Source organism: Planctomycetaceae bacterium, from assembly GCA_041398785.1.
Classification (GTDB): domain Bacteria; phylum Planctomycetota; class Planctomycetia; order Planctomycetales; family Planctomycetaceae; genus JAWKUA01.
The window spans coordinates 1-22,568 of sequence record JAWKUA010000009.1 but is presented as its reverse complement, the minus strand read 5'-3'; the positions used below and the strand labels follow the sequence as shown (position 1 = coordinate 22,568).

The 22,568-nt window shown below is 58.9% G+C and carries 22 protein-coding genes; 7 read left to right on the top strand and 15 right to left on the bottom strand.

Translation table 11 applies throughout. From position 1 onward, the window contains the following. Positions 1-77: 77 nt before the first annotated feature. The 10 genes from cas12b to parA all read right to left on the bottom strand — a co-directional run bounded on the left by cas12b (position 78) and on the right by parA (position 11,896). Positions 78-4,601 (bottom strand): type V CRISPR-associated protein Cas12b, encoded by a 4,524-nt coding sequence (gene cas12b / locus R3C19_12180; GenBank protein MEZ6061114.1) that lies wholly within the window; start codon positions 4,599-4,601, stop codon positions 78-80. A gap of 424 nt (positions 4,602-5,025) precedes the next feature. Next, a complete protein-coding gene (gene cas2, locus R3C19_12175) occupies positions 5,026-5,316 on the bottom strand; it encodes a CRISPR-associated endonuclease Cas2 (GenBank protein ID MEZ6061113.1) in 291 nt (96 codons plus the stop codon). A 169-nt stretch (positions 5,317-5,485) separates the two neighbouring features. After that, positions 5,486-7,216, bottom strand: a complete 1,731-nt coding sequence (gene cas1 / locus R3C19_12170) for a CRISPR-associated endonuclease Cas1 (protein ID MEZ6061112.1) — start codon at positions 7,214-7,216, stop codon at positions 5,486-5,488. A 498-nt stretch (positions 7,217-7,714) separates the two neighbouring features. Continuing rightward, positions 7,715-8,797, bottom strand: coding sequence for a replication initiator protein A (locus R3C19_12165; GenBank protein ID MEZ6061111.1), 1,083 nt, complete (start codon positions 8,795-8,797; stop codon positions 7,715-7,717). 485 nt (positions 8,798-9,282) lie between these two features. Then, positions 9,283-9,906 (bottom strand): hypothetical protein, encoded by a 624-nt coding sequence (locus R3C19_12160; protein ID MEZ6061110.1) that lies wholly within the window; start codon positions 9,904-9,906, stop codon positions 9,283-9,285. 92 nt (positions 9,907-9,998) lie between these two features. Then, positions 9,999-10,286: an XRE family transcriptional regulator gene (locus tag R3C19_12155; GenBank protein ID MEZ6061109.1), complete on the bottom strand. Its 288-nt coding sequence runs from the start codon at positions 10,284-10,286 to the stop codon at positions 9,999-10,001. Further along, entirely contained in the window at positions 10,283-10,633 is a 351-nt protein-coding gene (locus tag R3C19_12150) for a type II toxin-antitoxin system RelE/ParE family toxin (protein MEZ6061108.1), read from the bottom strand. Before R3C19_12150 ends, R3C19_12155 begins: the two co-directional genes overlap by 4 nt. Positions 10,634-10,699: 66 nt before the next feature. Then, positions 10,700-11,020: a hypothetical protein gene (locus R3C19_12145; protein ID MEZ6061107.1), complete on the bottom strand. Its 321-nt coding sequence runs from the start codon at positions 11,018-11,020 to the stop codon at positions 10,700-10,702. A 7-nt stretch (positions 11,021-11,027) separates the two neighbouring features. Continuing rightward, the gene (locus tag R3C19_12140) at positions 11,028-11,279 is read right to left on the bottom strand and encodes a plasmid partition protein ParG (protein ID MEZ6061106.1); all 252 of its coding nucleotides are present in this window, start codon (positions 11,277-11,279) and stop codon (positions 11,028-11,030) included. Next, positions 11,276-11,896, bottom strand: a complete 621-nt coding sequence (gene parA / locus R3C19_12135; protein ID MEZ6061105.1) for a ParA family partition ATPase — start codon at positions 11,894-11,896, stop codon at positions 11,276-11,278. The genes R3C19_12140 and parA overlap by 4 nt, the downstream gene beginning before the upstream one ends. 196 nt (positions 11,897-12,092) lie before the next feature. On the opposite strand from parA, the gene R3C19_12130 reads away from it, so the two are divergent. Beyond that, positions 12,093-13,052, top strand: coding sequence for a DUF3991 and TOPRIM domain-containing protein (locus R3C19_12130; protein MEZ6061104.1), 960 nt, complete (start codon positions 12,093-12,095; stop codon positions 13,050-13,052). Positions 13,053-13,718: 666 nt separating this feature from the next. Next, positions 13,719-14,390, top strand: a complete 672-nt coding sequence (locus R3C19_12125; protein MEZ6061103.1) for a hypothetical protein — start codon at positions 13,719-13,721, stop codon at positions 14,388-14,390. A 53-nt stretch (positions 14,391-14,443) separates the two neighbouring features. Here R3C19_12125 and R3C19_12120 read toward each other — a convergent pair whose 3' ends face one another. The 3 genes from R3C19_12120 to R3C19_12110 all read right to left on the bottom strand — a co-directional run bounded on the left by R3C19_12120 (position 14,444) and on the right by R3C19_12110 (position 16,391). Then, the gene (locus tag R3C19_12120) at positions 14,444-14,629 is read right to left on the bottom strand and encodes a type II toxin-antitoxin system VapC family toxin (GenBank protein MEZ6061102.1); all 186 of its coding nucleotides are present in this window, start codon (positions 14,627-14,629) and stop codon (positions 14,444-14,446) included. Positions 14,630-14,694: 65 nt separating this feature from the next. Then, positions 14,695-15,732 (bottom strand): hypothetical protein, encoded by a 1,038-nt coding sequence (locus R3C19_12115; protein MEZ6061101.1) that lies wholly within the window; start codon positions 15,730-15,732, stop codon positions 14,695-14,697. Between the two features lie 299 nt (positions 15,733-16,031). Further along, positions 16,032-16,391, bottom strand: coding sequence for a hypothetical protein (locus tag R3C19_12110; GenBank protein ID MEZ6061100.1), 360 nt, complete (start codon positions 16,389-16,391; stop codon positions 16,032-16,034). A gap of 394 nt (positions 16,392-16,785) precedes the next feature. Here R3C19_12110 and R3C19_12105 point away from each other — a divergent pair, with 394 nt between their 5' ends. The 4 genes from R3C19_12105 (at position 16,786) to R3C19_12090 (ending at position 19,600) form a co-directional block, all read left to right on the top strand. After that, entirely contained in the window at positions 16,786-17,058 is a 273-nt protein-coding gene (locus tag R3C19_12105) for a hypothetical protein (GenBank protein ID MEZ6061099.1), read from the top strand. 128 nt (positions 17,059-17,186) lie between these two features. Further along, positions 17,187-18,275, top strand: a complete 1,089-nt coding sequence (locus R3C19_12100) for a zincin-like metallopeptidase domain-containing protein (protein ID MEZ6061098.1) — start codon at positions 17,187-17,189, stop codon at positions 18,273-18,275. A gap of 294 nt (positions 18,276-18,569) precedes the next feature. After that, positions 18,570-18,839 carry a hypothetical protein gene (locus R3C19_12095; GenBank protein ID MEZ6061097.1) on the top strand — a complete coding sequence of 90 codons (270 nt, stop codon included), beginning with the start codon at positions 18,570-18,572 and terminating at the stop codon, positions 18,837-18,839. 488 nt (positions 18,840-19,327) lie between these two features. Then, positions 19,328-19,600 (top strand): hypothetical protein, encoded by a 273-nt coding sequence (locus R3C19_12090; GenBank protein MEZ6061096.1) that lies wholly within the window; start codon positions 19,328-19,330, stop codon positions 19,598-19,600. A gap of 218 nt (positions 19,601-19,818) precedes the next feature. Here the strand turns inward: R3C19_12090 and R3C19_12085 are convergent, their stop codons facing one another. Further along, entirely contained in the window at positions 19,819-19,980 is a 162-nt protein-coding gene (locus R3C19_12085; protein ID MEZ6061095.1) for a hypothetical protein, read from the bottom strand. Positions 19,981-20,065: 85 nt separating this feature from the next. Beyond that, positions 20,066-21,070 (bottom strand): hypothetical protein, encoded by a 1,005-nt coding sequence (locus R3C19_12080; GenBank protein MEZ6061094.1) that lies wholly within the window; start codon positions 21,068-21,070, stop codon positions 20,066-20,068. 404 nt (positions 21,071-21,474) lie between these two features. Here R3C19_12080 and R3C19_12075 point away from each other — a divergent pair, with 404 nt between their 5' ends. Further along, positions 21,475-22,503 (top strand): DUF1559 domain-containing protein, encoded by a 1,029-nt coding sequence (locus R3C19_12075; GenBank protein ID MEZ6061093.1) that lies wholly within the window; start codon positions 21,475-21,477, stop codon positions 22,501-22,503. The last annotated feature ends 65 nt before the right edge of the window (positions 22,504-22,568 follow it).

The window sequence follows — 22,568 nt, the reverse complement described above, 5'->3', positions numbered from 1 at the left end:
ACGAAGTTCTGTCGGGCAGCCGGAAACTGCATTGACCGTCAACTTTCTGAGCACTTGCAGGCTGGCCTGAATCAAGTTCATGTCAGGCCCAGCGATTCGGCGATTCGCTGGCAGCATTGTTCTTCCACGTGATTGCTGAACGCTTTTTGCGTCCACCACGTTCTCGACGACGAATCGATCGGATCGGTTGTCGGAATGCAGAACGCATTCTGACGATCACGCTTTCCAAAGCGTTGTTCTTCGGTCAGTAATTCAATGGGATTTTCGAACAACGGGCAGCCTGGATAGTCGGCGTTCTGCGTTGTTCCATCAGACCGCTTCACAGCGATTCGCCACCAGCCGCCTGCAAAGTCAGGATCGATCAACGCGACGAGTCCGATGTTGGCTCCCGCGTTCAGGTCGGCCTGAATCGTACGCAGACGCTGGGAATTCTTCGGCTTGCTCTTCGCCACGGGAAACGAATCGAAGGCCGGCAGAAACAAATCGCCACCTCGAACCGGGAGCAACACCTGGTTCGGCAAACGATCGGGATCAGATTCGACGACCGTACGAATACGGCTGAGAAGCCGGTCTCTCGCCGATGCTTCTTTGGGTCGTTTCTGAACGCGATCGGCACATCGGCTGAACTCACTCTTCCACCGGCGAACCAACGGTTGTTTCTGAAGCGCCAGTCCGGCCATGCTGTCAGCCGCACCGGCCGTTGCCAATGCGGCTTTCAGGACAGCTCGATCCACTTCGACGCAACGCACGCCGGGCATCATCGTTCGGGAGTCCTGCTTCGACGTATATTGTGCGGGAACATCGTCGAAGTAGACGCCGTGCAGTTCGCAGGCTTCTTCGACGTACTTTCGCACGGTCCCGTACGCCCAGCTCGCCAACATACGATTCTCACGACGCATGCGGGTCTCAGCCGTTTTGTAGCTGCGAAGATTTTCCATGATCACGGCGTGACACGGAGCGAACCGAGGATCATCAGACCGAGTTCGCTGTCGCTTTGCATCGTGTCCGTGTTGATCACGACCAGGTTCGGCTCCCAGTCCCAAAGCGGCTTCGATGACGCGGCTGGCCAGTTGCTTGACGCGTTGTTCTCGTAGTTTTTCAAACTGATCCAGCATCCGTCGACCGAAGTTCTTCTGAGACGAATCATGTCGATCTAGGACTCCGGCTTTGGGATCGTCGGGCGTTGGCCGATTGCGGAAGGCTTTCATCACCTGGTAAAGCTGACGCAGGGCACCGATGCGGTCGTAGGAGAGCCCGCCCATGTTGCGGAGCTGTTTCTTCCGCTGTTGCCACGTAGCGAACTCTGATGACTGACTATTTCGGGGCCTGCGACCGATTCCGGGCATCAGCAGGTCCTTCCGCAGCCACTTGAGATGCGATATCCAATGCTCATTTTCGCTGTCCCAGTTGTCCTTCCATGCGTCGTGCAATTGCTTTGCGAACCTGTCGTCAGTAATGATTTGATTGGCCGCGGTTTCGAGCTGTTTCGCGAGTGCTTCGCGTTTCTTTTTGCGAGCTGGCCGCGTGTGATCCTCGTTATGGCAGTCTTCAATGTTCTCGCCAACCAGCGGCTGAATGTGATCCAGCCATGCCTGGTAGGCAAAGGGGCAGCGTTGAATGTTTGCCCCGACAGGGATTGCAGCTTTGGCAAGATCGTTCCACAGCAGAAGGTGCCGCACAATGTGGTCGCGGCGTTCTTCGTCAGAGCTGAACGGGGCGGTGCGGTTCCCCGAGAGATGTTTCACTTTTGCCGTCATCGCATGAGCGATACGAGCTCGATCGGCGTGACGCCGCAGCCCCAGCCGGGCGTCTCGCACGGCTTCCTGCATCAGCCACGTGATGGGCGGCAATTTCGCGATGGCTCCATCGAGGTCGAGCTCTTCAAGATTCAGAAAACGCCGAAACTCGTTGTACCGATTGAACTCCTGAGGAGTTGTCCGGCGAGCGGGTCGGTCTTCTCCCTGCAACTTGATCACGAACTGACGATCCAGCCTGGCCCACGGAGCAGGATGCGGTTTTCCGTTCAGCCCATCATCGGCAAGCCGACGGTAGACGATTCGGCGGTGTGTTGGTTTTTTAGGGCCGTTGTCCGTTGGCTGTTCGAGCACAAAAAATAAATCCGAACTTGTCGGCGGTTCGACACCGGCCGCCTTGCAGGCAGAATTCATCTGGTCGCTGCTCACCGTTTCCCAAACGGCACACGACGCACCGAAGCGATGGCCAAGGTCGAACGAAAGAACCCGCAGTCCCGGCAGACGAGCCAGTTGGATTCGCGTTCGGCCCGATCGCTTTTCTGCTTTGTTCAGATCGTTGGTGAGGTATCTGGTCTTATCGACATATTTCCATCCGCCCGGCAGGTCACCCTTCAGATAGTCGATGAATGGCCCGGAAGGTTCCAGTTTGGCTGAAGTCGTCAGATACCAATCCAGGCTGTCGAAGTGCTCTCGCAGATCTCCCCAGTCTGCTGGATCATCGCTATCGATGCCCGCCTTTCGGAGTTTCGCTCGTAGTCTTTCCAGAGCGGGACGCTTCAGTTGCAGGCGTCCGTTCCAGTCTTTTTGCTGAAAGATGCCAGCCACGTTGACGGCGTTGTTTGGTGTTCCCGAAGCCGCTCGGTTCAGGCGATCAGCACGCACAACTTCGGGACCGTCGGTGTTGAAATGGGCGAGGTCGAGATCCTGTTGCAGCCGTTTTCCCTGCCACTTTAACGAGACGTTTTGAATGTCGGTGCCGGACCACAGCCCCAGCGTGACCGATTGCAGATCTGGCTTTGCCGCCAGTGCATCAGTGTGCTTCTTTCGGGCCTTGTCGGTCTTTGCGGTTGCCAGTTTCTTCTGCAGTTGTTGGCGTTTGTCGAATTCGCTGAGTGCGGAATAACTGATGTTCCATCGCGAGTTACCGAAATCGATCCAGACCGGATTCATCATCGCGTCCGGATGCCGATACGCGGGAACCTTAAACCGTCGCTGGTTGGCTCGGGCTGTGGTCGCCGCGGAATAGTCCGTCAGAATCGTTGCAGCGGCCGTTCCGTTCGCATTCTGCCAGACGCAAATAGCGTCGTCTGCGGCCAGGTCTTCGAACAGTCGGCCATCGCCCCACTTTTCGTCGAGGTCGAGTTCCGCCTGAACATCGCGGACTGTCTGTTTGCGTTCGGCTTCTGTCCAGTCGGGGTTTGCATTCCATTCTGCAACGACCCGTTTCCAGCCGTCGATCGCCTGCTTTCGAATCACAAACTCGCCGACCGAACCGCTGTCAACGGCGCGTCGCTGACAATAGCTATCCAGCCAGTTGCGAGCGGCCTGCGGTATTTTCGCTGCGTTGTTCAACTTTGCTGCATCGTCGCGAAACTGCCGCCGCTCCACTTCAGCTCGTTTGATCCATGAATGTGCGACAGATGTTCGCCTCAGCGCGTGGTCGAGCAGAACGGCGTGTTCCCAGATAAGGTCACGTTCGACTCGATACGGCATGCCTATCCGGGATGTGATATCGTTACGGAGATGAGGCATCCAGTCCGGCGGTCGCAGTGTCGTCTCAGCTTTTGTCTGCTGATCTTTCGCTTCCTCCAACAGCTTTGCTGCGACGGTGTCGATCAGTGCCGTATCAATCGTGCGACTGTCCATCAGTCGCTGCAGAGCCATTGCTCCCTTCGACGGTCGGCCTTTCCAGCCGACGGACTTCTTGATTGCCTTAAATGCGACGGCCGTGTCTTCAGGTTTATCGTCGGTCGGGTCGAGGGCGGCTGCGAGCGCTGTCATCGCGGCGAGTGCCGTGGTTCCTGTCGAAAGATCTGCCGCGGCTTCGGACAGCCTGGAAAGGGCTTCTGCAATGGCAGCGGGGTCACTTTTTTCACCCGCTCCCCAATTGGCACTCAACCAGTTACCTGCCTTGATTACAAAATCCTTGCCGTCCGCGTCGGCTCCCTCTTCATTCAGCTTGAAGTATTCGTCGCTGCCGCCGATCAGATCGAAGAAAGTACGGCTGCTCCATTCGGTCGTGAGTTTGCCGTCACACCGCTGCACGAGTTCGTTGAACGCTGCTGTGCGATCGACCCAGTAGGCATCGTCGCGGATCTGCGCTGAGAGAGATTCACGACACGAATTCATCCAGCTTTCGTGTTCGCTATCCGGAATCTGCTTCTTCCGGAGAATGTTCTGAAACGCGCCGAGAACTTTCTCGACTCGCGTTGACGATTCTTCAGCTCCGGTCGCGACTTGATGATTCAGCGTCTCGGCGCGGTCTATGTCGACCGCCTCGACCGACAGCCACGACAACGCCAGCAGTGTTCGCAGGTTGTCGCGGCGAGAATCTATCAGGCGACATTCATACTCCGTGAAGCGTTCTTCTTTTGCTTTGCCTTTCACGCCGTCGGCCGTCATGGCAGCGTTGACGTCTTTTTCGGACACCGGCAGCACGCCTGAATCGTCCTGGGCAAGCGAAGCGGGCAGTCCTGCACGCAACGTCAGCAGCCAGTCGCCCCAGACCTGCACGCCTCGGTTTGCGGTGACGTGCGTCTTCCAAGAGAGCTCGCGACAATCGCTGTTCGTGTCACCAAGGCCCGAAGGGCCTGAGAGTTTGATTGTGTAAGCACGCGTAGTAGACATCTTTTTCCCTTCCATCTGGCAATCACAGGGGACCGAGATAGAATGGACCGCTCGGGAATCGAACCCGACCACATTCACTTTTCAGGCGCCGTGTGCCTCCTAGGTCACGGCCCATTCAGCGCCCCTTTCGTTCCCGCGAGAGGGGCGTTTCTTGTCTCGTTCCGGGAAGCATAGCAATCTGTCACCGGACGTCAACTGAGTGGACTTTCATCTATCAACTCGATATTGTGAGGCTGGCCTAAAGGGCCTCAGCACTCGCGCGGCGTAGTGTCGTCATTCAATTTGAAGGCTGCGCATTCATTGACACATAGATGAAAGTCGAAAAGCTTGAAGGTATTCAGGCGCTTGGCAGGCAATTGCCGGGGCTCGCGTTGCTCGGCTCGGACTACGGAACAAGGCACCGCTACTCACTGTGGCAGGAGAATCACACCAGCACCGTTCCTTCCAGCGGATCATCCATCGGCTGGCCGAGGGCGATGGTGTTGCCTCGGGCGGAGGCTTCGTCCTGGCCGAGATCCATCATCAGAATCTGATCCTGCTTGTGATGCATGACCTCTTCCAGTTCAGCCTGCATCCGGACTCGATCGAGATCTTTCAGCACGCAGAAGAAGATCGAATACTGCCAGTGTTCACCGTAGCCTTTGCAGATTTTGAACACCTGACGCAGACGTTTCGGATCGGCGATGTCGTAGCAGACGAGGTAACAACGTTTCATACTGGTGCCTTCCGTCAAAGTGGCACCTCCGTGTTGCTCGGACAAATCCGATCGCACATTGTTGTTTATCCCAGGCCGACGGCGAGGTTGTTCGTTCGATCGCACATTGCTTAAGCGGCGAGGTTGTTCCAGGCCTCGCCGCTGGCTCGGGTTAAACGAATTCATTGTGTTAGCGTGTCGTGAGAAACGACAGATCGGGGATTTCGTTGTTGACCCAGGCGGCGATCATGCGCGCGTGAAGAATCAGCATCCGACGGTAGCTCATGCGATAACCGAAGGTCGGGTGAGTTACCTCCTGATCCATGCGACGCCCGTAGGCTCCAAAGAACGCCTTTCGCCCATGATCTGTCATCATGCAGCCAGCCGCCGTCTGATTGAAATGCCCGTCTCGAAACTCGCTGCGGTTGAATCCACTGACGGCGATCGAATCCGCGATTAGCGGACGAAACGGTTCCATCAGGTCCAGCGCCAACGCCGGACGGCCCGGTCGAGACACATGAAACGCACCGATCGATGGTTCTAACCTTGCGGTCCGCAGTGCGGCCGTGCATTCGTGGGTCAACATCGAATACGCGAACGACAGCACACAGTTGACCGGGTCCGGCGGCGGGCGACGCTGGCGACCATGCTCATCGAAGGTGGCTCCGGCGGCTGTTTTGAACGCCTTTCCGAATGCACCGAAGTACAACGCTGCGGCCTGCCCTTCGTGGCCGCGAAGAGATTCCAGCGATTTCGCTGCAACCGCGTTTTCGATCTGTTCTGCCAGACCATCCAAAGTCGTCTGAGGCAGGCCATCGCCGTTTCGCATCAGGATTGTCCGCTGGTTATGTATCTTGGCGGCGATCAGAGCCTGAGCGAGCTTGAGGCAGCGTTCCGGTTGATCGAACGCTCGCACCTGATTGCGTCGCGTTTCAGCGCTGACGGAATCCAGTGGATCGAGCATCGTGACAAGGCGGCCAGCTCCCGAAAGAAACGCGACCGGGATCTTTTTCGCAGCCAGCGTGTGCATGGCCTGAGTCGACATCTGCACGGACCCCAGAAGCGACACGCTTTCAACGCCGGCCAGCGGAATGCTGCGAGGCGGTGAACCATCGGCTTCGGTGATTTGCATTGCCGATCCGCGAACTCCAACGCGAGTTCCTCTTCGCTGGGCAATCACATGAATACCATCGTCGCGGGGAGGCCACAGTTTTCGATTGACCGATGGACATCCTTCGCGCTGAGCATTCACTTCATCCGGAAGACAGATCGGCTGTAGCGAACAGCGAGGGCACTTCGGGTCGTTGATTAACGGCAATGGACGGGGACCTTCCGCACACTGTTGAGCGGACTTCAAGACTTCGAGTGCTTCGGCCTTCAGTTCGTCATCAACGGGAATCGACAGTTTCCGTTTTTCGGCGGCGTAGTACAGCATCGCCTTGTGGACTGTATAGCCGGCCCGTTCGAGCAGTATCGCCTGCAGGCCAAGTTGGGCTCGGTCTGTCGGCCACGGCTCAACGTTGGCCGGGGCATCGGATTGCTTTCGATTTCGAGGTCCGGAAGACGCTTCGGAGTAGATTCGTTTCGGTCGGCCTTTGCGGAATTCGATTGGAGTCGCGACGTGACCGGAGACTTCGGCCAGATCCAGAGTGGCAGTCAATCGCAATTCTTCATCGGTGAGAGTGAGGCTGCGGAATTTCTTCGGTTCCGACTCTGATTCATCCGGCAGCGACTTTGTGTGGCTGACCTTATCAACACTGCGGTGCACCATCTGCCCCTGCTCAGTATCGGCACTCTTCACATGAATGCCTTCGACTTCCATAAAATAGAAGAGTCGCGGGCAGTAAGCGTACTCAGCAACGTTTCGTGCGGGCCAGTGAGCGATGTCCACAGCGAGGCCTCCGCGACAGGGCTTTAGCATATTAACACCACCTATAGTGCCCCCCGCACAAAGGGCATTGCAAATAGAATCCGTGATTTCAAGTCGCAGGAAATTTCGGGGTGTCGCCAGCAGTGGTCGGTTGCAGGGCCGACTCTATCGTCCGTGAAGTAGGGTATGGCACTGCGTCGCGAAATTACGGTGAGGGATAATACCTGTCCCGCCCGTGGAACAATGAAATCCGGGATGTCGAGCATAACTCTCCGGAAGCTCAGTCATTGCAAGCGACCTTCGTGAAGTTTGACGTGGAAAACAACATGGTGTCCAGCCTTTGAACGGAGCACGACCTTCCTGATACGGGGTGGTCATACAACCGTGTATTCGCTGATGCCGTCAGGTGTTGCACTTTTCGCAGTGGGGCGCCGGAGGTTGCCCAGACGAGTGCTCAAGCTGCGTCGGTGAGACCAACCGAAGCATTGTCTCGAACATGCACGAAGCGGACCAGCGTCACGGACGAAAGTAGCGTTCACAGTGCCACTCTCACTCCCGTCCCCTTCTCGCCTGCCATTTTCTGCAGAAGCCGATGAAGGCCGCATCGGGGTTTCTGGGCGATTCGGCTTCGGTGAGGTCGAGCCAGTGGCGCCATTGGCGTTCGAGTTCGTGGACGTCCCAGCCGGGGGCCTGCAGACGGGCGGCGTGGTAGGTGTCGGGGTTCAGGGGCGGGATGATGGGAGCTGTGTCGGCATTGGCCGGTGACAGGGCGGCGGGGATTTGGCCTCGGTTTTCGAAGATGATGATGTCGTCGTCGGGGGACGGGCGTTCTTCGAGTCGCAGCGTGTAGTCGGGCATGTGGCTGTTGCGGAGGTCGTCGGCGATGACTCGGTTGACGAGGCGTTTGAACTCCTTCAGCGTCGAGCCGGAACCCACCTTGCGGCGCAGCAGGTCCAGCGAGATTCGCCATTCGGACTGGCGGCCGCAATGCTTTCTCGCCAGTTCGTACAGGCGGCGTTCAATCGGTCTTCGCAGCCGGAAATAGTTGCGGTGCAGCGTCAGCACTTCTCGCGAATGAATCGCGTTGAACACCCAGTCGGACAGCTTGACTTCCACTTCCTGCATGCGGCCGTCGCGGGTTTCTCGCACGATGCGGGCTCGTTCGATGATGCCGAAGGTTTCGAATTCTTCCTTCCCGCCCGTCACGATGTTGGTGCTGATGCGAGTGCCGGACAGGCGTTCGAAGGCCGCCTTGAGGGCTTCGTAGGACTGGCCGTTGGTCATGCGGTTGGTGGCTTTCAGCAGGTCGTGAGCCTTGAAGCGGATCGTCTGCGAAACGTCGCGGCCGGCGTTCAGGGCGGCGATCAGGTGTGAGATGCAGTAGATCAGCACGTCTCGGTCGTGGACGGTGGCCAGGCCGTCGGCCGACGGTTTGATTTCCACGAACTTGCCGTTGTGTTCGTAGCGGCGGATGCGGTGGTCGGGTTTGGTGGACAGGCTGAAGATGGGGTGTTCCATGCTGGCCATGTCGCCCTTGGGAGCGGCGTCGAACACGTCGATGACGAAGAAGTCCGGCGTGGGATGACGGTCGGGCAGCAGCGGCGGTCGGGTCGGTGAGGAATCGGGCATCATGGGAATCACCGTGCCACGGCCGGCGCTGACCGTCAACCGGTTTCGACGGTTCACCCACCGCCTGTGGCGCTTTCGACACTTCACCCACCGCGCCGGCGGAAGTTCGACGGTTCACACACGGTGCGGCGGGATTTGGCGGCTGGCGGACTTCGATTCTTCACCCACCGAATTCGATGGTTCACCCACTCGCGGCGGAGTTTCGATAGTGGACCCACCGGACTTCGACGGATCTCCCACCGTCAGCCGCCGATTTCGACAGTTCACACACGCCGATTCGATAGTTTTCCCACCGCGATGCCAGCCTTCGATGGTTTGCACACCGTCGTTCGACGGTTCACACACTGAGTTTCGATGGTTCACCCACCGGCCGAATGAGATTGCTTTGTGAATTCAACCGCTTGGGATGGTTGTCCCCAGGCGTAACACGATTCCTTAACACGAATCAAACACGCACCGGCTGTGGATAAGTTGAGGCGGGGCGGCGTTCAGATCGTGCCGATGTCATGGCCGCAGAGCAGCGGCGATTCGGGCAATGGGAAAAGGAAGGCTGGCGGCGGGATGGCCGAGCCGTGTTGCGAATGGCCCCTCCTCCGCGACGCGTTTGCGGATTGCGAACCTGCGATGCAGGTCTTGAAAGTGCCGGCGAATCGAGGCAGCGTGTGGTTATGATCGGCGACATGCACGAACTCGACGAAGACGGCGAACACGACCCGGACGAGTGCGGCGCGTGCATCGAGCGGGAACATGCCGTCGACTGCGAATGCCGCTGCGGTGACTGCTGCCGGAGCCTGGTTCTCGAAGCGGATCTGCGGGATGCGGCTCGAGAACCCCGGATTGCTCAGGAATGCCGACCGATCAAAGGCTTCGACGATGAGATCGAAGGCTATCTGCTGAACGACCGCAGCCACGGCCTGGCCTGCCATTTTCTGGACGCTGCGACGAACCTGTGCACCATCCATGAAACCCGCCCGCTGATGTGCCGCGTGTTCCACTGCGACCAAGCCAGGTCCGATCCCGATCACCCGCTGTTCGCGCTCGAATGACAAGGAAACCAACATGGAGGAACAACGACGATGTTCATGAAACTGTGCTGCCTGTTCGGCTTTCACCGAATCTTCAACGACTGGCCGAATGACGATGTGGTCTGCGTGCGGTGCTTCAAGCGCTTTGAGTGACGCACGGTCTCGGCGGCGCGATTCCCCTACTTCAGCCCGATGCTCAGTTCGCGGCCGACGGCTTTGGCGGCGCTGGCCAGGGCTTTCAGCGTCACACCGTCGTTGTCCGGGTCCAGGATGCGGTCGAGCTGTGAGCGGCTGGTGTTCATTCGTTCGGCCAGAGCGTTCTTCGACAGCGATTCCTTTTCCATGGCCTCCTGAAGCTGGAACGCGATCACTCGCTTGATCGCCCGGTTCGTGGTTTCGGTCAGAGTTCCCTGTTCCTGCAGGAACGATTCGAACGACGATCCAATACGTGGTTTGCGTTTGCTCATGTCAGTTCCTTTCTTCGCCGTTCGGCAAGGTCCAGGTCCTGGACCGGTGTCTGCTGCGTTTTCTTGATGATGCCGTGCAACAGCACCATCCTGTTGTCTTTGATACAGAAGAAGACTCGGGCGATTCTCCGTGACGACAGGCTGCTGCGCACTTCCCAGAGCCCGTGTCGACCGGTGATCGCCCGACACAGCGGCATTCCGATCGGCCAGCCGAATTCGGCCGTGCGAATGTCATCACCGATCACTTTGCGATCGTCCGGCGTCAGCGACAACAGCCAATCCCGCACGGGTTCCTTCCCGGACCCCAACTGAAAGAAGGCCGCTTCAATTCGCTTGAGCTTCTTCATAGCTGATAGTACCAGATATGGTACATCTGGTCAAGCTTTGCTGTTGAACGCCATATGTCAACCTGGTCAGGACGAACGGAGTTCCGGGCGCGAGTCGTTATGGGAATGCCGTTCCGGCCGGTTGTATTCCGTTTCCAGAATTCGGCGGACGTGGTGGATGACGGTGTCGAACAGCGAATGATGCTTAGTCGCGATGGCGATGGCCTGCCGTTTGATCCAGGCAGGACTGGTCGGAGTTTCGGGATCATTGATCGCCGCTGCCAGTGCTTCCAGGTCCGACTTGAAAGCTGCCCAATCGCGGCGTCGGGTTGTATGGACCGGCATTGGATCTGTGCTGCCGTCTGCTGCAGCCTGAAACGATTGGCGATGACCCGGTTCTGCGGCCATGACTCCCCTACTCCCAATTGGCGGCATCGATCTCGCGGGAGATGAGTTCGCGGATGAATTCGGCGATCTGGCGGTCATTCTTCGCGCAGTGCATTTTCAGAGCTCGGTGAGCATCGGCGTCGATGTCGAGAGTCAGGCGTTTGGTGCGGCCGGACGGAGGCGTGAATCGAGCGGGAACGGTTTCGGCACCTTCTTCAACCCAGGTGTCGGCTTCGGCGGGTTTGGGAGCTCGCGTGGTGATCGGCACAGTCTTGGTCATGGCAGCCTCCTGAGTTCGCTGACCAGCTTCTGGATTTCCTTCGAAGCCTTGGACCGCCGACCGTCGAGCACCGTGGAACCAGTGGCCATGGTTTCGGCGAAGGCCACTCGCTGGGCCACGTCGGTCTTGAGCACGGGAACATTCAGTTCGGCCAGAGCCTTCCGCACGTCGCGGCCGATGGCGGTGTTGACGATCCGGCGGTTCACCAGCAGGCAGCACTTCAGATCGTCGCGGTACGTCTGAGCTTCGCGGATCAGATCGACGGTCTCGGCGGCGGCCCACACGTCGAGAGGGCTCGGCAGCAGCGGAATGATGACCACGTCGGACGCCAGAATGATCGACCGGGCCAGTTCGGCGATTCTCGGCGGACCGTCGATCACCACGTCGTCGTAATCGCCGGCCAGGGAACCGATCGCCTTGTGCAGCGTCGGTTTGGCCATACCGACGACGCTGAAACTGTGTTCGTCGCGGCCGCTGGACCACGCCAGAGCACTGCCCTGAGGATCGGCATCAATCAGCAACACGCGGCGGTTCAGCCGCGTGAGTTCCGCAGCGATATGAATGGCCAGCGTGGTCTTGCCGACGCCGCCCTTCTGGTTCAAAAGAGCATAAATCATGACATCCATGTTTCTGTGCCTGCGGCGGCACGTGGTTACGGTTCCACGGTAAACCGGCCCCCTCTTCCGCGCAAGCGGCTTGCGAAAGTTATCCACAGGCCTGTTGCCGGAGCGGGCCAATGTTGTCCACAGCCTCGTTTCCCATCGCCCCGCTTTTTGTTTGGCGCGAATATTGGAACCGCGCTACGTTCGGACTATGCAGTCACGGTCCGACGAACTGGAACAAATGAAGCGCATCGATCTGTGCCAATACGCGGCGTCGCGAGGCTTCGTATTGGATCGACGGCAGAGCAGCCGCAGCAGCGCCGTCATGAAACATCCCAACGGCGACAAGCTGATCGTGACCAAATCCAAAACCGGCCAGTTCATCTACTTCAACGCGAAGGGCAACGACAGCGGCACAATCATTGACTTCATCCAGACACGGGACCGGGTGTCTCTCGGCGAAGTCAGAAAACTGCTGCGACCATGGATCGGAATCAATCCGAATCCCCTCCTCCCGCGGGATCTGCCAGCATCGCCGATGGAACTGCAACCGTCCGAACACGATGCCGCCCGAGTCCTGACCACATGGCTGGAAGCCCGGCCGATTGCCGGCAGCCATCCCTATCTGGAAACCGAACGCGGCATTCCGCGATCCTTATTGGCCGATCCCATCTTCGCAGACCGGATCCGCATCGATCGTCGCGGCAACGCCCTGTTCCCGCACCACAACGCCGACGGCCTGTGCGGCTTCGAACTGAAGAACCGCAACTTCACCGGCTTCTCACCCGGAGGCATCAAGGCCCTGCATTCGTCGGTACCACGCCCCGACGACCGGATCATGGTCATCTGCGAAACCGGCATCGACCTGCTGAGCTACGCCGCCATCAAAGGCACCGACCGCCGCCGATTCTTCAGCACCGCGGGCCAGATCAGTCCGCTGCAATCCGACTGCCTGAGATCCGCCGCCGAACAAATGCCGCCCGGTAGCATCGTCGTCCTCGCCCTCGACAACGACGACGGAGGCCGCAAGCTGTCCGCCCAAATCTCCGAAGCCCTGGCGGACATCCCGCTCGCCATCGTCCCGGACTTCCCGCCCAATCCCGGCGAAGACTGGAACGACGTCCTCCGCCGCATAGCCCGGAACGTCGCAACCGAACCCGCCTCGCCGTGACTCCGCAACGTCATGAAACCACATCACCGCAGCCACAGATTTCTGCACCGCCGCAAAGCAGTATCCTCGGAATGCCGGCGAACAAATTCACCGCAAGATCGCAACGCCGCATTCCAGCACCGTCGTTTCACCGCAAACTCATAACACCGACCAATCGTGCCGCCACAAGACCGCTGTTCCGTGCCGACGAGTTGCCGTGTCGCCGCACCCATCCGCTGCGACAAAACGGTACGCCGTAAGACCGCAACGCCGGACCACCTCCAAACCGCAGTTCAGCAGCATCGGATCGCCGCACAGCCACTTCTCCGATCCACGACATCGCTGCAGCGGCGACGGATCACATCGCTGCAAAACCGGCCCGCCACAACTACGTCGCACCGCAGTCATGTCCCGGACGTTTCATCGTCCCGCCGGATCACCACATCACCGCATCGGCGAAATCCCGCAATGCCGACCCCCGGCATCCCTGAAATCCTGCAATCCAGTCCACAGCAGGGCAGGAGTCGTCTCCCTTCGGTTGTTGATCGTTTCCAGCCTGGCTGAGACCGGCGGTCATTCAAGAGGCCGTGTTGCCGCTTCGCGGCGGCCCGCACCCAGACCTCTTGAGTTCCCGCCTGACGGCCTCAGCCGCCTTTCGTGGAAACCAACAACGAAAGGAGACTCACCATGTCACAACTCATTGAACTTCCCGCCGCACCTGTCAACGCCAGCCCGGTGCCGCATCTGACCAGCATCCACGCCAAACGCCGCCGCGGTCCCTATGGAAACCCCGGATATCGAGGGAACTGCGGAGGCTATTTGATCCGGGATCTGATCCAATACTACGGAGCTCGCAGTGTATTGGATCCCATGACGGGAGGAGGGACATGCCGTGATGTTTGCCGGGAGCTCAAGATTCGCTGCCACAGTATGGACATCCGCCACGGCCAGGACGCTGCTGACCCGGAGTCCTATGCCAACATCGGCGACTTTGACTTCGCGTGGCTGCATCCGCCATATTGGAAAATGATCCAGTACAGTCAGGATCCCGGCTGCCTGTCGAACGCACCAACGCTCAACATCTTTCTGGACCGGATGCAGGCCGTGCTCAGCAACTGCCTGAACGTCCTGCGGCCGAACGGCAAGATCGCCGTCCTGCTGGGAGGCTTCAGCGACCGGGGTCGCTACCAGCCGCTATCACAACTGCTGCTGGTCCGAGCCATCGACATCGGCCTGTGGCCCGCCACAACGGAAATCATCCGCTTCCAGCACGGCAATACGTCGTCGAAGAAGACGTATTCCAGTTCCTTCATCCCTGGCCTTCACGATACCTGCGTGGTTCTGCACCGTCGACGCTAACCACCAGCAACCCGCCGCGGCGTTGCTCCACGAGGGCCGCCGCGGCGGAAGGTTCAGACCGACCAATCCTCAATCTGCAGGCCTCGTACCTGTTCGAAGTCGGAGCGATTCCTCGTCACGACGGTGGCATCGTATTCCAGGGCGATGCAGGCGATCGCAAGGTCGAGCCGCCCGACTCGACGCAGCCGAGACTTCAGTTCTGCGTGTTGTTCCAGCGCTTTGCGCGAAAAGGGAAGCACCCGCAATCTCGTCGCCTACGAATTCCTGTGATCCAGCGAGCCGGTGGACGTGCTTAGGGCTGCATTTACCATTTGGCTGCGTCACGGCGTGACACCCGGAACGTTGAAGCGGCGAGGTGTGCCTGCTCCAGTGCCTCTGGATGGTGGGGAGCAGCATCCAGGCACACAATCTGAATGATTTGTTGTCCTTGAATTGTAATGTAAACGATGGCATGCATCCTGCGACCAGCCATGCCGTTCTGCGCTCCAGCAGGGACTACTCCCTCCCAGGTCGCTCGAACGAACTGAGATCCGTTGATCACGCCGCGCTCCGTCGGTGTGCTGGATGCTGCTTCGTGACCCTTTACATACGTATCCAGTGTCTCCTTTATCGCGCGGTCGATCGTGTATTGCGCGCCGTCGTCAGGCGTTGTCAGGATGGACACGAGCAGGAGTGGATAAGATTTGTCCTCGCGAATCTTTCCAGCCCAATAACTCACGTTGACTTGATCCTCTGGCTTCCCTGATTTTATGAAACGAAAACCGGCGGGAGGTTGAAACTGGTATCCCACAAGTTTGAACGGTTGCGCCAGTGATGTTGTTTCTGATTCATCGACGCTCCAGTCGGGTAGTTCAAGAATCGCCGCTGCCGCCTTTCGCGCGGCGATGAGTGGTCTAGGATTTACTTTCCATCGGCCTTCTGTCCGCACAACATCAAATGGTATAGGATTTCCCTTGTACGTTAATTGTTGGCGGTTCTCGTTAATCCGATTCTTGTCCATGACAACAGATTCCGGTCCCTTCGACGTGGGAACAGCCACTTCATCGCCGAGATGCAAAAACGAAAACTGAATGGCACCAATTTCTTCAAGCTGAGCATCCGAGACGGCATCGTTCTTGACAAGCAACGAAAGATCCGCATCGGGTAAGGCGACTTCCTCTAGTTCCGTGAGATCACGTTTTGCCATGGCGAGAAGGAAACGCCGGACCACCCCGGCCGGTGAATCCGGCGATTCCTTCACTGCTTGTTGAGGCGACGTTGAGGCGGTCGACCTCACAGCACATTCGGAATGGGTCGCAAATCCGGCGACGAGAACGAAGACAAGCATCGAGGGCTTACTCACGTTGAACTCTCCGGCTACTCTTTGTCGTTTCATGGTGGAATGCATCCGGAACGTTGTCTGTGGTGAACTGTGCTGCAATTCCCGGCACTCACAGCAGATGACCGTATTTATACGCTGCTGCAGTCTGCCAGACCTCGCCTCCCCTATCAACCAAGGAACGGTGGCATTGCAACCGGCCGGTGCATCTTTTAAGTCACTGAGATTGTCCAAGTAGTTGCGAACCCTCGAGTCACTTATTGTCAGCACATGAGCAAACGAACCGAGGTTCGATCAAGTGTCGCATCGTTTCACGCGAATAATCAGAACAGATGGCCATCGGGCCGTGGGATGGCAGCCATTTGTCGTTGTGGCTCCAGTTGGAGAATTGGAACGGAATTGTCGCTGCCCTCAGTTTCGAATGAGTCGCCCAGTTGCTTCTCGCGGCCGTTTTGCTGGCCCCATTGGATTTCTTCGCGGAGGTCATCGACGGCGTTTCTGAGGACTTCGATTTGTTCGGAGAGGGTGCTGATGGCGTCGGCGAGGTCGCGGAAGTTGTCCTGTTGTTTGCGGGTGGCGGATTGCCAGTGGCTGGTGAGCGTTTCGAAGCCGGTGGTCAGAGTGGCGTCGATAGTTTCCAGGCTGTGATGGATCGTGTCGTCGGTGTGTTTTGGCTGAGGCATGACTGCCGGATAGCACGATTCTCGGGCGGTTGTCCACTGCCGGTGGTTCGACGCTGAGTCTCAATGCAGTTGCGTCGTCGAGAGAACGCCGCGCCGCGCGCGTGACCGGTGGGCCGCACGCGGGGCGCGGATTGAAACACCGTGGCGGAGAACGCCGCGCCGCGCGCGTGACCGGTGGGTGGCTGTGGTTGTCTGCCCGGGGCGTTCGCCTGTTCGTTGTGATTGACGGTTCATGCAGGGTGCCGTCCTGTCGTTCGGGCGGCAAGGGTTTGCCTGCAGCAGACCGCAAGAGGGTCAGCTTCGGCAAAACGCTGCGCGTAGACCCTGGCCTCCGCGAACGTCGACCGGACGGCTGGGGGCCTGCATGGTCAATCAAACGAAAGGAGAACATACCATGACAAACGACACGACACCCTCAGCAACTCATCAGCACCGCGATCGAATCGCCGCCAATGAAGCTCGGGGTGACTGGGCCATTGACGGGCTGGCGGCTTATCTGACGGCGAAATCGAACGACGGCGAATCGCTGCCGACTGACGAGCCGGACAGTGAAGAGCAGATCATCAATCTCATGACGGATCTGCAGCATCTGGCCCTGCGGCTGGGTTACGACATCGAACGCATCCGGCGGCTGTCGACGATGCATTTTGATACCGAGCGGCTGTGAACACGGCAACAAAACGGTTGCGGTTTCGGCCGCAACCGTGCCACAACGGAGAACGACAACAACCAACAAGTAAGGGCAGACCCATGACTTCAGCAGCAGGAACCGCCCGCCCGGAAGCGTAGGGCGGCATGACGAAAGGAACGCACAAACTTCGACGGGACATCTTTCAGGAAGTCACCGATCGCATCATTGAATATCTGGAACAGGGCGTCGTGCCGTGGAGAAATCCGATTGCTCGCGGGACGGGCGACGGCTGGCCGAAGAATCTCAGCAGCGGCAAGCGGTATCGCGGGATTAACGTGCTGCTGCTGACGATGCAGTCGTGGAGCAGCGGCTATTCGTCTGACTTCTGGCTGACGTTCAAGCAGGCTCGGGCGGCCGGTGGAACGGTGCGGAAGGGCGAGAAGGGGTCGCTCGTGACGTTCTGGAAAATGTACGACACGAAGGACAAGGCCACCGGCGAAGAGATCACCGTGCCGGTGTTGAAACACTACACGGCGTTCAACCTCGAACAGATCGACGGGATCGCGATCCCGGACGTTCCGGCGGAACATCCCGAAGCCGTGCCGTTCGAACCACTGCAGCAGTGCGAAGCAATCGTTGCCGGTTATGTCAACGGGCCGCAGATCGAATACGGTGGTTCGAAAGCGGTGTACCGTCCAATGTGTGACACCGTCACGCTTCCGGCTCCGGAACGGTTTGCGACTCGCGAGGACTTTTACGGCACGCTCTACCATGAGCTGTCTCACAGCACGGGCCATTCGAGCCGACTCGATCGCGGGCTGGACTCGAGTCCGGCTCCGTTCGGGTCGCCGGACTACAGCCGCGAAGAGTTGGTCGCCGAGATCTCCGCCGCGTTTCTGTGTGCCGCCGCCGGGATTTCTCCGCCGACGATTGAGCAATCCGCGGCTTACATCAACAACTGGATCGGCGTGCTGAAGGGCGACAAGCGGCTGGTGGTTTCCGCCGCCGGAGCCGCTCAGAAGTCGGCCGACCGGATTCTGGGGACGACGTTCGACGAAGCGGCGGACGGTGAAGCGGCTAACGCCAGCAACACGGGAACCTCGGGGCTGCCAGCGGAACAGCGGCCGTTGACCACAACGGCAACGTCCGACGCGGTGACGGCCGCAGCGACTTCCGACGCATTGGACCGATCAGACGGATTCGAGAACGGGGCGTCGGCATCGTCCGCCAGCACGCAGCTCACGCTGTTCTAAGGCGAGAAAGCTTCGTCGAAAGCAAGTCCCCAGCCGTCGCCCGGTTTTTCCAAAACCGGGCCGAGCACAGGTTGAGCGTGTGAACTTTGTGAACGCTTTCGACCGCAGCGTCAACGTCACGTGGAATAACGTCTTGGCTGACGACGGGCAGGTTTTGGAAAAACCTGCCGACAATCTCGCATCGCAACGCGGGAGGAGGGGGGTTGACTCTTTCGCGAATCTGGTCCTTCGTTATGCCTGAAGGGCGGCTTCAAGACCGAGGCCGCTCGCAACGAGTAACGAAAGGAACCAACCATGTCAGACGACAATACCAACAACAAACCCGTCCACCGGATTCGCATCGGCCGGATCAGTGCGGCCGTGTTCGAAAACGCCACGAGGGACGGGCAGACGTTCTTCAACGTGCAGTTTGATCGAGCGTACCGCGAAGGCGATGACTGGAAGCACACGAAGAGCTTCGGCCGCGACGACTTGCTCGTGCTGGCCAAGGTCTGCGATCAGACGCATTCGTGGATCGTCGATCAGAAGCGAGCTGAACCTGAACCCGGGCCGGAACCCGGCTGACGATTTGGTGACGGTTGCCGCCTGTTCGAAATCGCATGGCCTGGTCGACGGGTGATGTGTTCCGAACAGGCCCGGCCTGAAGTCGCTTCGGCACGATCAGCGGGAACGAGGCCGTCGGTTCAGCGGCGTTCCGTTTGCCTTCGTCGCGATCACGTCCGTCGAATCACGGTTGTCGAATTGAGAGATCACGTCGCCGTGGTCTTGCGGAGATGCGGCAACACGACGATGCGGCGATCCGGTTGGCGAACGGTGACCAGGTTGAGACGGCTTTCCTGCGGACTGTCTCCGTTGGCGTTCGTCAGCGTTGCGGAAGCTGAAACTGTCCAGCCTGTCCAATCGCGTATGCCACATTCGGTCCCTGACGGTGTCAATGGCCGGCCCGCACCAAAAGACCGTGTGGGCCATGACACCGGTCCCGAACGCGGCCAGGTACGCGTATGGCTGGGCAGTTCCAGCCGCAACACAACCACCAACGAAAGGAGACAGTCATGTCACAGGAAACCACAACCAACAATCAACCCGTTCACCGTCTGCGGATCGGTCGCATCGGAGCAGCCATCTTCGAAAACCGCAACAGCGACGGCTATCTGTTCTACAACGTGCAGTTCGACCGCAGCTACCGCGACGGCAACGACTGGAAACACACGCGAAACTTCGGCCGGGACGACCTGCTGATCCTCGCGAAACTCAGCGACCAGGCCCACTCCTGGATCACCGACCGCCAGTCCGCCAACGGCGACTCCGAGGCGAACGGCAACTAACCCACCAATCCGTGCCGGACTCCAACCCGGCACGGTTACATTCCGCTTCGATTTCCTCCCGTTACCCGACCGACTGCGGCCCCGCAGCCGATAACAACCACCGATCCCGACGCCGAAGAACAAGTCGGCCGAACAGCGTCGCCGACGTCCGAAGCACACGGAGGAGGGGCCTCAAACCACTTCCTTCCCCACCGCCCCCCGCGACGTTACGCGACGGCTCAACCCGGACCGGGATCGACACCGATGTTGATGTCAGCGGCGTGCAGAATGGTGCGACGAACGTCGTCGGTCAGCTCGGGCCAGGCACGAATCAGACGGAGCAGGCAGGCGTCGTCATCAAGTGTGCCACCAGGTGTGCCACCAGTGCCTTCAGGAGACATTTTCCCTGTGTTTTTCCTCGCCGGTTCGAGTCCCTCCACCGCTATTTTTATCTTTTCGGAACCGGAAGGTTTCGGGGCGGGGCGATTATTGCGGCCCGGGCGTCTGCTGAGGCGGCAGGAGGTTCTGGAGGTTTGTGACCAGGGCTTTCAGCAGGTTCAACTGTTGTTCGACGACCGAGTCGAGGCCCAGGGTTTCGGAATCGACGGACTTTTTGAAGTCCCCGCGGGAAGTGATGTCGCCCCGGATGAGGCGTGTGATCGCGGAATCGAATCGCCGGCGCGCGGTGATGGCTTTTGCTTCCATCGCGGCAACCTGTTCGTCTTTTGCCAGCTTGACGACTTCTTCGTGGATCGTTTCGATGGGGACTTCATAGCGCTCTTCGAAATCAGCGGATTCACGAAGCGGTTCGTCCGCATAACTCAAGATTCGCAGGATGCTCGTGTCGGGCTCAAAGGCGCGCATGAGCTGGATGAGTGATCCGAGCGGCCGGAAGAGATACCAGCGGTCGTTCATTCGGACAGCGACGTATTGGCGGATCACCCTCATATCTTCGTCATCGTTGTAGCTCTTTTCGGTCGTCAGGACGGTCATCACGGTCCGGTCGTCGTCGATCCGGCGTGTTTCCAGAATCTTCGCGGAACGAGGACGCACCAGGTCGCGTTGCGCGTAAAGCTGCAGCGTCCCGCCGAGTTCGAAATCCGGTTCGCCGAATGTTGCGTATTCCGAAATCGTTGATTCGAACAGCGTGCGTTCGACGATCATTTCCGTTCTGAACAGCGACCGGACGCCGGGGTCGAACATCAGCAGTGCGGCCTCATGATCGCCGGCGGCCGCCGCCTGTGCATAGAGTTTCAGTGCGTTTGCCGGCGACGTTCCACCGTCGATCAGCTCGACCTGCGGCGGAACGTGTTCTTCCTCGGCGGGTTCGCGTTCCGAGTCCTGCGGTGAGTTCCCCGGTGCGGTATTGGACGAGACGCTGCCGGTTAGAGCCGGCGGGTGCTCGTCATCGGCATTCGAATGCGTTCCGTAAACCGTGATAACGACCGCGGCGCAAACCACCAGCAACTGTCGAACGACGTTCAGTTCCATCGCTCTGTCTCCTTGTTGAGTCGCTTCGGCCTGGTCACTTTCGGGCTTAGCGGGGGCCGCCCTGAGCACCGCGGCGAATTGTTTTGATCGAGAATCGCAGCCGACGCGGAGGCAGTCACCGAGTCGAAGGTTGCGGACAGACAATTCAACGGCGACCTGAACGTCGGAGCCGGTCGAGTGCGTCGTGTGACTTCATCCGGGACAAGGGACCGGGCGTCTCAGTGTTCCGGCCGCCGGAATCGGGCGCCACGCGGACGTCGAAGATGACAGGAAGATTTCAGAAAAACATTTTCACATTCCCTTGCGTCCCTTCAGATTCTTACAGATGATAACGCGAGAGGTGTGTCGTGCGTGGATTCACCCTACATGTCTTCTGGTGTTTTTCTTGACGAAAGGAACTGTGCATGAAGTGCTTCACTCGTTTTCGAAGGGCATTTACGCTCATCGAATTGCTGGTGGTGATAGCGATCATCGCCATCTTGATCGCGCTGCTGCTACCGGCGGTCCAGCAGGCGCGCGAGGCGGCTCGCCGGACGCAATGTAAGAACAACCTGAAACAGATTGGACTTGCACTGCACAACTACCACGATACGCATTCGGTCTTTCCTCCCGGAAAGATCGGCGGCCAGATGGCCTACGACGGCTGTCCGGGGTGGGTCGAAGGTTCCGGCTTTAGCTGGCGCGTCATGATTCTTCCGATGATGGAACAGGGGCCGCTGTACACGGCCAATGCCACGGGAACTGACGTCGGGATCTATACGTGTGGACCGTTTGCTCCGGGTGCTACGCGACGGCTGGTTCTGCTGCGAACCACAATTCCCGGCTACCTTTGCCCCAGCGACAACACGCTGTTTGTCGGATCGGAAAAGCCGACCAACTATGCGGGTATCGGCGGCAACGCCAAGAACAGCCACAGCCACTTTGCTGATCCACAGGCCGTCCGGGGGATGATGAATCTTTCGGGAACGTCGATGCGAGACGTCGTGGACGGCACCAGCAACACGGCCATGGTTGGTGAAGTTCATCGCGGCGTGCTGTTTAACCGTTACAGCGGCGGTCCCGACAACATTACCGGTCAGCGCTGCAAGTGGTGGGCGGCAACGACGGGCTTCTGCCACGCGGACACATTCAATCCGCCGAACGCTGCAAACCCGAACAAGGGCAACAACAAGGGCCAGGTGGCTCCTCAGGAAGGTCCTGCCAATGACCAGGGCTGTCTGACGGGTGCCGGCGTTTGTGCTGACCAGGTGTCGTGGGTTGACGACGTGGCTGACAACATGCCGGGAGCTCGCGGAGTTTCCAGCAACCACGTCGGCGGCGCTCAGATTCTGTTCGGCGACGGCAGCGTCCACTTTATCAATGACAACGTTGACATCGGCATCTGGCGCGGAGCCGGAAGCATGTCGAACGGCGAAGTTGGTACCCTGTTCTAGGAAACCGCGACTCGCCACGAACGTGTAACGAATCTGAGACCCAGTGTCCCCGGACACTGGGTCTC

Bases quoted from the DNA above. Each gene is read 5' to 3' on its own strand.
- cas12b (MEZ6061114.1), bottom strand. From the start codon at position 4,601: ATGTCTACTACGCGTGCTTACACAATCAAACTCTCAGGCCCTTCGGGC.
- cas2 (MEZ6061113.1), bottom strand. From the start codon at position 5,316: ATGAAACGTTGTTACCTCGTCTGCTACGACATCGCCGATCCGAAACGT.
- cas1 (MEZ6061112.1), bottom strand. From the start codon at position 7,216: ATGCTAAAGCCCTGTCGCGGAGGCCTCGCTGTGGACATCGCTCACTGG.
- R3C19_12165 (MEZ6061111.1), bottom strand. From the start codon at position 8,797: ATGATGCCCGATTCCTCACCGACCCGACCGCCGCTGCTGCCCGACCGT.
- R3C19_12155 (MEZ6061109.1), bottom strand. From the start codon at position 10,286: ATGAGCAAACGCAAACCACGTATTGGATCGTCGTTCGAATCGTTCCTG.
- R3C19_12150 (MEZ6061108.1), bottom strand. From the start codon at position 10,633: ATGAAGAAGCTCAAGCGAATTGAAGCGGCCTTCTTTCAGTTGGGGTCC.
- R3C19_12145 (MEZ6061107.1), bottom strand. From the start codon at position 11,020: ATGGCCGCAGAACCGGGTCATCGCCAATCGTTTCAGGCTGCAGCAGAC.
- R3C19_12140 (MEZ6061106.1), bottom strand. From the start codon at position 11,279: ATGACCAAGACTGTGCCGATCACCACGCGAGCTCCCAAACCCGCCGAA.
- parA (MEZ6061105.1), bottom strand. From the start codon at position 11,896: ATGATTTATGCTCTTTTGAACCAGAAGGGCGGCGTCGGCAAGACCACG.
- R3C19_12130 (MEZ6061104.1), top strand. From the start codon at position 12,093: ATGCAGTCACGGTCCGACGAACTGGAACAAATGAAGCGCATCGATCTG.
- R3C19_12125 (MEZ6061103.1), top strand. From the start codon at position 13,719: ATGTCACAACTCATTGAACTTCCCGCCGCACCTGTCAACGCCAGCCCG.
- R3C19_12110 (MEZ6061100.1), bottom strand. From the start codon at position 16,391: ATGCCTCAGCCAAAACACACCGACGACACGATCCATCACAGCCTGGAA.
- R3C19_12105 (MEZ6061099.1), top strand. From the start codon at position 16,786: ATGACAAACGACACGACACCCTCAGCAACTCATCAGCACCGCGATCGA.
- R3C19_12100 (MEZ6061098.1), top strand. From the start codon at position 17,187: ATGACGAAAGGAACGCACAAACTTCGACGGGACATCTTTCAGGAAGTC.
- R3C19_12095 (MEZ6061097.1), top strand. From the start codon at position 18,570: ATGTCAGACGACAATACCAACAACAAACCCGTCCACCGGATTCGCATC.
- R3C19_12090 (MEZ6061096.1), top strand. From the start codon at position 19,328: ATGTCACAGGAAACCACAACCAACAATCAACCCGTTCACCGTCTGCGG.
- R3C19_12085 (MEZ6061095.1), bottom strand. From the start codon at position 19,980: ATGTCTCCTGAAGGCACTGGTGGCACACCTGGTGGCACACTTGATGAC.
- R3C19_12080 (MEZ6061094.1), bottom strand. From the start codon at position 21,070: ATGGAACTGAACGTCGTTCGACAGTTGCTGGTGGTTTGCGCCGCGGTC.
- R3C19_12075 (MEZ6061093.1), top strand. From the start codon at position 21,475: ATGAAGTGCTTCACTCGTTTTCGAAGGGCATTTACGCTCATCGAATTG.